The sequence below is a fragment of the Saccharomonospora saliphila YIM 90502 genome (assembly GCF_000383795.1).
Lineage (GTDB): Bacteria > Actinomycetota > Actinomycetes > Mycobacteriales > Pseudonocardiaceae > Saccharomonospora > Saccharomonospora saliphila.
Genome location: NZ_KB912656.1, coordinates 78,291 through 84,280, shown reverse-complemented (window position 1 = coordinate 84,280; position 5,990 = coordinate 78,291). Strand labels below are relative to the sequence as shown.

Here is a 5,990-nt window from a genome sequence, read left to right as displayed (position 1 = left end):
CACGGCGTCTCCGGCGTGGCAGCGACGCACACCCCTGGCACGCGCCCGCCGGACCATTCCACCGCCCACCGGGCGCCGTCCGAGGGCGCCACGGGAAACGGCGTCGTCAGCGGGTCCGATCCCGGACATCCGGACCCGAGGCGCGCGTGAGCCCGGCTGGCCGCACGCGCCCGTCCTGAGGTGCCCTCCGCCTCGGGCACACCTGCTGTTGCCGTGTCGGCACGGTGATGTTCATCCGGCCGACGACCTTCGTCGGTTCTCCACGGACAGCGACCGTGTCACTCTTTCCGGTGATCACCAGGACGGCGGGCCAGTACGCGGGTCTCGGCGACCCCCGCACCGGCCCGCCCGGGGAACGGGGGATGTGACATGCGCGGACGGACCGCCTCGCGAGCGGCCGGGATGGTCTCGGTGCTGATGCTGGCCTCGGCGGCACCCGTGTCGGCCGGACAGTACGGGGCAACCGACGTCCCGGACGGCTACTACTCCGGAACGGAGGGCCTCAGCGGCGCCGCACTGAAAACGGCGCTGCACGACATCGTCAGCGACAGCACGGTGCTGACCTACGACCAGGTGTGGGCCGCGCTGCGGGTCACCGACGAGGACCCGGCCGACCCGGCGAGCGTCGTGTTGCTCTATAGCGGGCTCTCCCGCGACGCCGACGACAACGGCGGCGCACTCGGCGACTGGAACCGCGAGCATGTCTGGCCCAAGTCGCACGGCGACCTGGGCACCTACGGGCCCGGCAGCGACCTGCACCACCTGCGCCCGACCGACGTGCGGGTCAACAGCATCCGCGGGAGCAAGGACTTCGACCTCGGCGGGCAGCCGGTCGACGACGCCCCGGACAACAGCACCGACCACGACTCGTTCGAGCCGCGTGACGAGGTCAAGGGCGACGTGGCACGCATGGTGCTCTACATGGCCGTGCGCTACGAGGGCGGCTCCGGCGAGCCGGACCTCGAACTCAACGACCGGACCGGCAACGGGTCGGTCCCGCGCCTCGGCAGGCTCTCCGTCCTGCTGGACTGGCACGCCGCCGACCCGCCCGACGCTTTCGAGCGCACCCGCAACGACCTCATTGACGAGCGATACCAGCACAACCGCAACCCGTTCATCGACCACCCCGAGTGGGCGGATGAGATCTGGGGCTGACCGCGTCCCGTGCGGGCCGGACCGGTTCACGGCCCGTCCGGCCCGCACGGCGGGTGTTTCGCGCCGCGCGCCCGCGGCCGCCCGTCCCGGCGATGCGCCCCGCCCACCGGGGCCGCGGGCGGGGCGAACGGCGATGTGCCTCAGCCGATCCGGCCGGCGCCCGCGCCACCGCTCACGATCGACTTCACCTCGCTGGGCGTGTCGAGCGAGTAGGAGTACGGGATGGGCCTGACGTCGCCGCCCTGGTCGCCGAAACCGGAGTTGACGAAGTGGTTGTCCCTGGCCACGAGGTCACCCGGGGCGGAGCTGCCCTCGCCGCGGTGGAAGGGGTCGTCGGTGTCCTCGAAGTAGTTGCCCTCGACGAGCACACCGGCCTCCACGGTCGACGCGACACCATAGCTGGTCACCCCGTGGTAGTAGTTGCTGTAGACGTGCACCGGGTCACCGAAGCGCACACGGGGGTGCCGCTGGTTCGTGCCGTCGAACCAGTTGTGGTGGTAGCTCACCCGCAGGTGACCGCGGTCCTGGTCGCCGTTGCCGTCGCTGTGCCCGAGCAACATCGTCTTGTCGTGGTCGCGGAAGTGGTTCCACGACACCGTGATGAGATCCGAGCCCCGCTTGATGTCGACGGCCCCGTCGTCACCGCCGGTGAAGGTGTTGTGGTCGATCCAGACGTCGGTGGACCCGTCCTGGACGTTGATCGCGTCGTCGGACCAGGACGAGAACGTCAGGTTCTGGATGATGACGTTGTTCGCCTCGTCGACGTCGAGACCGCCCCCGGTGATGCCCGCGCCGGACCCGAGGCCGATCAGCGTCTTGTCGGAGGCCACGTCCTGCATCCCGTCGATCTCGATCATACCGGACACCTGGATCACGGCCGCGCCCTCCGACTGCATGGCCTCGACCAGTGAGTCCGCGTCGGACACGGTGACCGGCGCGGCGCCGCCGCCCCCGGTGGTGTTCTCTCCGAAGCCCTCGGGTGATCCGACAGCGGCGGCCTGGCCGACGGGCCCGACCAGCACGGCTGTCGTCAACAAGGATGTGAACGCCGCCGCGGCCACACCGCGCCGGCGAATCGAGACACGCACGATGAAAACTCCGTTTCTTCGATCGGATCGTATTTTCAAAACGCGCTTCCCATCGCTGTGAAAGAAGCGCGACCCGACTTTTGCGCGCCGCGTGGACAACGGTCAACAGTACTCACCCGTACGTCAGACATGTTGGCACACAAGACTTTTCCGGTGTGGCCGGAAACGGGCATCCCGGTTGACCCCGGGTTCGCGACCTGTCTATTTTTCGCGATCACGCCCGATTGAAAATCCACCCATCGTCGCGCAGCGGGAGAAAATACGATGCGATTGTTTTCCTCGAAGGCCATGAAGGGACCGCGCCGTGCCGGAGTGCTCGGTGCGGCACTCGCCGCCGCGGTCGTCAGCGCCGTACCGGGCGGCGTGAGTACCGCGGCCCCGGCGGGCACCACCGACCTGTCGGGCGCGGCCGGCACCCACACCGCACCCCGGGCGGCCGCCGAGTGCGGCACCGCCCCGTACCAGGCGGAGGTGACCAGGTCCGGTACCGAGTGGACGGCGCGCAACGGCGCCGCCGTCGTCTACACGGGCCCGGTCATGCGGGAGGCGGTGCAAGCCGCCATCGGCAGCCTCACCCCGGGACGCACCAGCCGGGAACGGGTGGTCGTCCGCGATTCCGGCACGATGAGCGCGAACACGCGGATCTCGCTGCCGAGCCACACGGCGATCGACGCGTGCGGGACCATCACCGTCACCGGGTCCGGCTCCGGTGACCGGGCGCCCATATACGCGCGCGGCGCCACCGACATCGAGGTGGGACACCTCTCGGTCACGGGCGCACCGCCCTACGGGATCTTCCTGCGCAACGTCTCGAACGTGACGCTCGGCGACATCGATCTGCGCCTGTCGGGTGGACTCGGCATCCGCATCGACAACCACGGCGACCGCAGCCGGCCCAGCAGGGACATCACGATCGACCACGTCTACGTGTCGGGCACCTCCGCGCACGGCGTGGAGACCTACGGTGTGGACGGGCTGACCATCGGCACCGTCGTCGCCCGGGACACGGGATACTCGGGCCTGCTGCTCAACGACACGGTGCACGCCACCGTGGGCAGGGTCGACGCGGTGGGCGCCGGCTCGGGGACCGGGTACGCGGCCTTCCGCACGGCCAACCGCAACGGCCGCGTGGGCGGCGGTTACCCCACCAACATCCACGTCGGCGAGGTGATCGCCCGAGGCGGGGGACGCGGCGTGTTCTGCGTGTCCGAGAGCGGCGGTCTCACGATCGACCGTGTCCGGCTCACCGACACGGGCAACAACGCCGTGCTGATCGAGAACTGCCACAACGTCAGGCTCGCCACGCGAGGCGGCACCGTCTCCGGCGGCGGGGAGATCCGTCTCGCGGCCCGCTCGGAGTTCGCCAACAACTCCGACGTGACGGTGGAGAACCTGACGGTCAGCGACAGTGCCGTGCGCGAGGACCCGTGCGGGGTGAACACCACCTTCCGCAACATCACGCTGGACAACAGCTGGATGGACGTCTGCTCCTGACGCCACGCCCGGACCCCGCGCCGGGTGAGCGGCTCCTCCCCACGAGCGACCCGCCTCCCGGCGTGCCGGGTGTGACCCGGCAGACGACCGGGTATCTCCCTCCGGCGCGGTGCGTCAGGAGGGAGATACCCGGTCATGACCTACGGGATCTCGGTGCGGCTCGCGGCTCCGGCCGATGAGGTGCTCGACCGTGTCCGCCGGGCGCTGGCGACACAGGGTTTCGAGATCCTGACCGAATTCGACCTCCGGCACGCCCTACGGACGCGGTTGGGCGAGGACAGCGAGCCCTACGTCGTCCTCGGTGCCTGCGATCCCGGCCTCGCGCACCGCCTGCTGACAGAGGACCGGCGCCTCGGGCTGGTGCTCACGTGCACCGTGGTGGTCAGGGGCGACGGCGAGGAGACCGTCGTCGACGCGCTCGATCCGCAGGTCATGGTCAACGTGCCCGAACGGCCGTCCCTGCGTCCCGTCGCCGACGAGGCGGGCCGCAAGCTGCGCACCGCCCTGGACAGTCTCACCGCCTCCGCCTCGGGCTGACCGGCCGGGCGGCACGTGCGCCGCGACCCACGTGGTGCATTGTTCTCGCCGTCGTGGGTATCCAGGACCGGACCAGTGCGCGGAAGACGTCGGAAGGTGTGGTCCACGGTGTCGGTCGGCGGCGCGTTCCTGGTGCTCGCGCTGGGACTGGGGGCCGTGGCCGTGCTGTACGGGGCCGCGTTCCTGGTGCGGCTGGGCGGGACCGGCCAGGTCCCGCCGTTCTTGTCCGGCCACGATCCGGCCGAACACGCGATGTCCCGGTACCACGTGCGCTGGTACCCCGTCGCGATGCTCTTCCTCGTGTTCGACATGGAAATGGTGTTCATGTACCCGTGGACGCTGGTGGTCGCCGAGACCGGTACCTCCGCGGTGGTCGAGATGTTCGTGTTCCTGGCGATCCTCGTGGTCGGCGTGGTCTATGCCTGGCGCGAGGGGGCACTGCGGTGGACCTGACCGCGTGGCTGCTCCGCGGCACCCCTGTCCGGCCCCTGCTGGCCGCCACCCCCGGGGGAACGGCGGCGCGGGTGGCCGCCGAGCGGGTGTTCCGCCGTCGTGGCTGGGCGCAGGCGGCCTCCCCCGCCGAGGCGAATCTCCTCGTCGTCGCCGGTCCCGTGTCCGACGACTTCCGCCCCTACGTCGAGGGGGTGTGGTCGCGGATGCCCGCGCCGCGCGCGCGGGTGGTACTGGAGCGCGGCGGCACGGCGGACGCCGGCCGGGTACTGGACGCGGCACTGGCCGAGTTGCGCGATCCGGACCGCCAGCGGCGCGCCGCCGCTCACGACGACCACGACGGCCACGACGGCCCCGGCGGGCACGACGACGAGGGGAACGGCGGCCACGAGGGGAACGGCGGCCACGGCGCTCACGGGGGGCACGGCGCTCATCGCGGCGACGCGGCCTCGTTACCCGGCGGGATACCGATGGCCGACCGGGCCGACGACCGCGACGGGCTCACACTCGACGTCCTCCGCGTGCCGCTCGGGCCGGTCTTACCGGACTGGCCCGCGGGCCTGATCGTTGACACCACCCTGCACGGCGACGTCGTCACCGAGGCCGCACCCAGGGTCGTCGGCGGGGTCGTCGGCGCCGACCCGGGCGTACGGCCACCGTTCTGGGCGCACGCTCCCCGGGCGAGGGCGGTGGACTCGTGTGCGCGCCTGTTGTCCGTGGCGGGATGGGACGACGCCGCCGCCACCGGTCACGTCCTGCGCGACGCGCTGCTCGACGGCACCGGGGACGGGAGTCCGGATCTCACCCGCCGGGTGGCCGCGTGGGCACGGCGCGTCCGCCGGTCCCGGGTGCTGCGCTGGTCGCTGCGTGGTCTCGGCGTGGTGCCGGAGGGTGCCGGGGCGCCCCTGCACCTGCGCGGGGACACTCTGGACCGGCTCCACCGGCGCCTCGACGTGGCCGCCGCCTTCGAGGCCGAGTCAGCGGCGGAGGCCGAGTCAGTAGTGGAGGCCGAGGCCGTCCGCTGGTCGCTGGAGCGGCTGCCGGAGTTGCTCGACGGGGCCGAGCTGGCCGTGGCCCGGCTCATCGTGGCCGGACTCGATCCCGACCTCGAACACCTCCCTCGTGCCGGGAGGGTGCGCCGTGGTTGAGGCGACCGGGTGGGAGGGCGCGCTGGTACTCCCGTGGGTGCTCGGAGCCCTGGCCTGCGGAGCGGTCGCGCTGGACCGTGTCCTGGCGCTCCGTGCGCGCGGCGCGGACCGGGTCGGC

6 protein-coding genes are annotated in these 5,990 nt (G+C 71.6%); 5 read left to right on the top strand and 1 reads right to left on the bottom strand.

Translation table 11 applies throughout. The features are described 5' to 3' along the window. The first annotated feature begins 369 nt into the window (after positions 1-369). Positions 370-1,155 carry an endonuclease I family protein gene (locus SACSA_RS0109380; RefSeq protein WP_028661716.1) on the top strand — a complete coding sequence of 262 codons (786 nt, stop codon included), beginning with the start codon at positions 370-372 and terminating at the stop codon, positions 1,153-1,155. Positions 1,156-1,295: 140 nt separating this feature from the next. On the opposite strand, the gene SACSA_RS0109375 is transcribed toward SACSA_RS0109380, so the two are convergent. Then, positions 1,296-2,192: a pectate lyase family protein gene (locus tag SACSA_RS0109375; RefSeq protein ID WP_232212897.1), complete on the bottom strand. Its 897-nt coding sequence runs from the start codon at positions 2,190-2,192 to the stop codon at positions 1,296-1,298. Between the two features lie 315 nt (positions 2,193-2,507). Here SACSA_RS0109375 and SACSA_RS0109370 point away from each other — a divergent pair, with 315 nt between their 5' ends. The 4 genes from SACSA_RS0109370 to SACSA_RS0109355 all read left to right on the top strand — a co-directional run bounded on the left by SACSA_RS0109370 (position 2,508) and on the right by SACSA_RS0109355 (position 5,872). Then, positions 2,508-3,737, top strand: coding sequence for a right-handed parallel beta-helix repeat-containing protein (locus SACSA_RS0109370; protein WP_083940209.1), 1,230 nt, complete (start codon positions 2,508-2,510; stop codon positions 3,735-3,737). A gap of 135 nt (positions 3,738-3,872) precedes the next feature. Further along, positions 3,873-4,274: a DUF302 domain-containing protein gene (locus SACSA_RS0109365; protein ID WP_019815329.1), complete on the top strand. Its 402-nt coding sequence runs from the start codon at positions 3,873-3,875 to the stop codon at positions 4,272-4,274. A 108-nt stretch (positions 4,275-4,382) separates the two neighbouring features. Continuing rightward, positions 4,383-4,727 carry an NADH-quinone oxidoreductase subunit A gene (locus tag SACSA_RS0109360; RefSeq protein ID WP_028661714.1) on the top strand — a complete coding sequence of 115 codons (345 nt, stop codon included), beginning with the start codon at positions 4,383-4,385 and terminating at the stop codon, positions 4,725-4,727. After that, a complete protein-coding gene (locus SACSA_RS0109355) occupies positions 4,718-5,872 on the top strand; it encodes a hypothetical protein (protein WP_019815327.1) in 1,155 nt (384 codons plus the stop codon). Before SACSA_RS0109360 ends, SACSA_RS0109355 begins: the two co-directional genes overlap by 10 nt. Positions 5,873-5,990 lie beyond the last annotated feature (118 nt).

Coding starts and splice junctions, on each gene's coding strand:
- SACSA_RS0109365 (WP_019815329.1), top strand. CDS start 3,873: ATGACCTACGGGATCTCGGTGCGGCTCGCGGCTCCGGCCGATGAGGTG.
- SACSA_RS0109380 (WP_028661716.1), top strand. CDS start 370: ATGCGCGGACGGACCGCCTCGCGAGCGGCCGGGATGGTCTCGGTGCTG.
- SACSA_RS0109370 (WP_083940209.1), top strand. CDS start 2,508: ATGCGATTGTTTTCCTCGAAGGCCATGAAGGGACCGCGCCGTGCCGGA.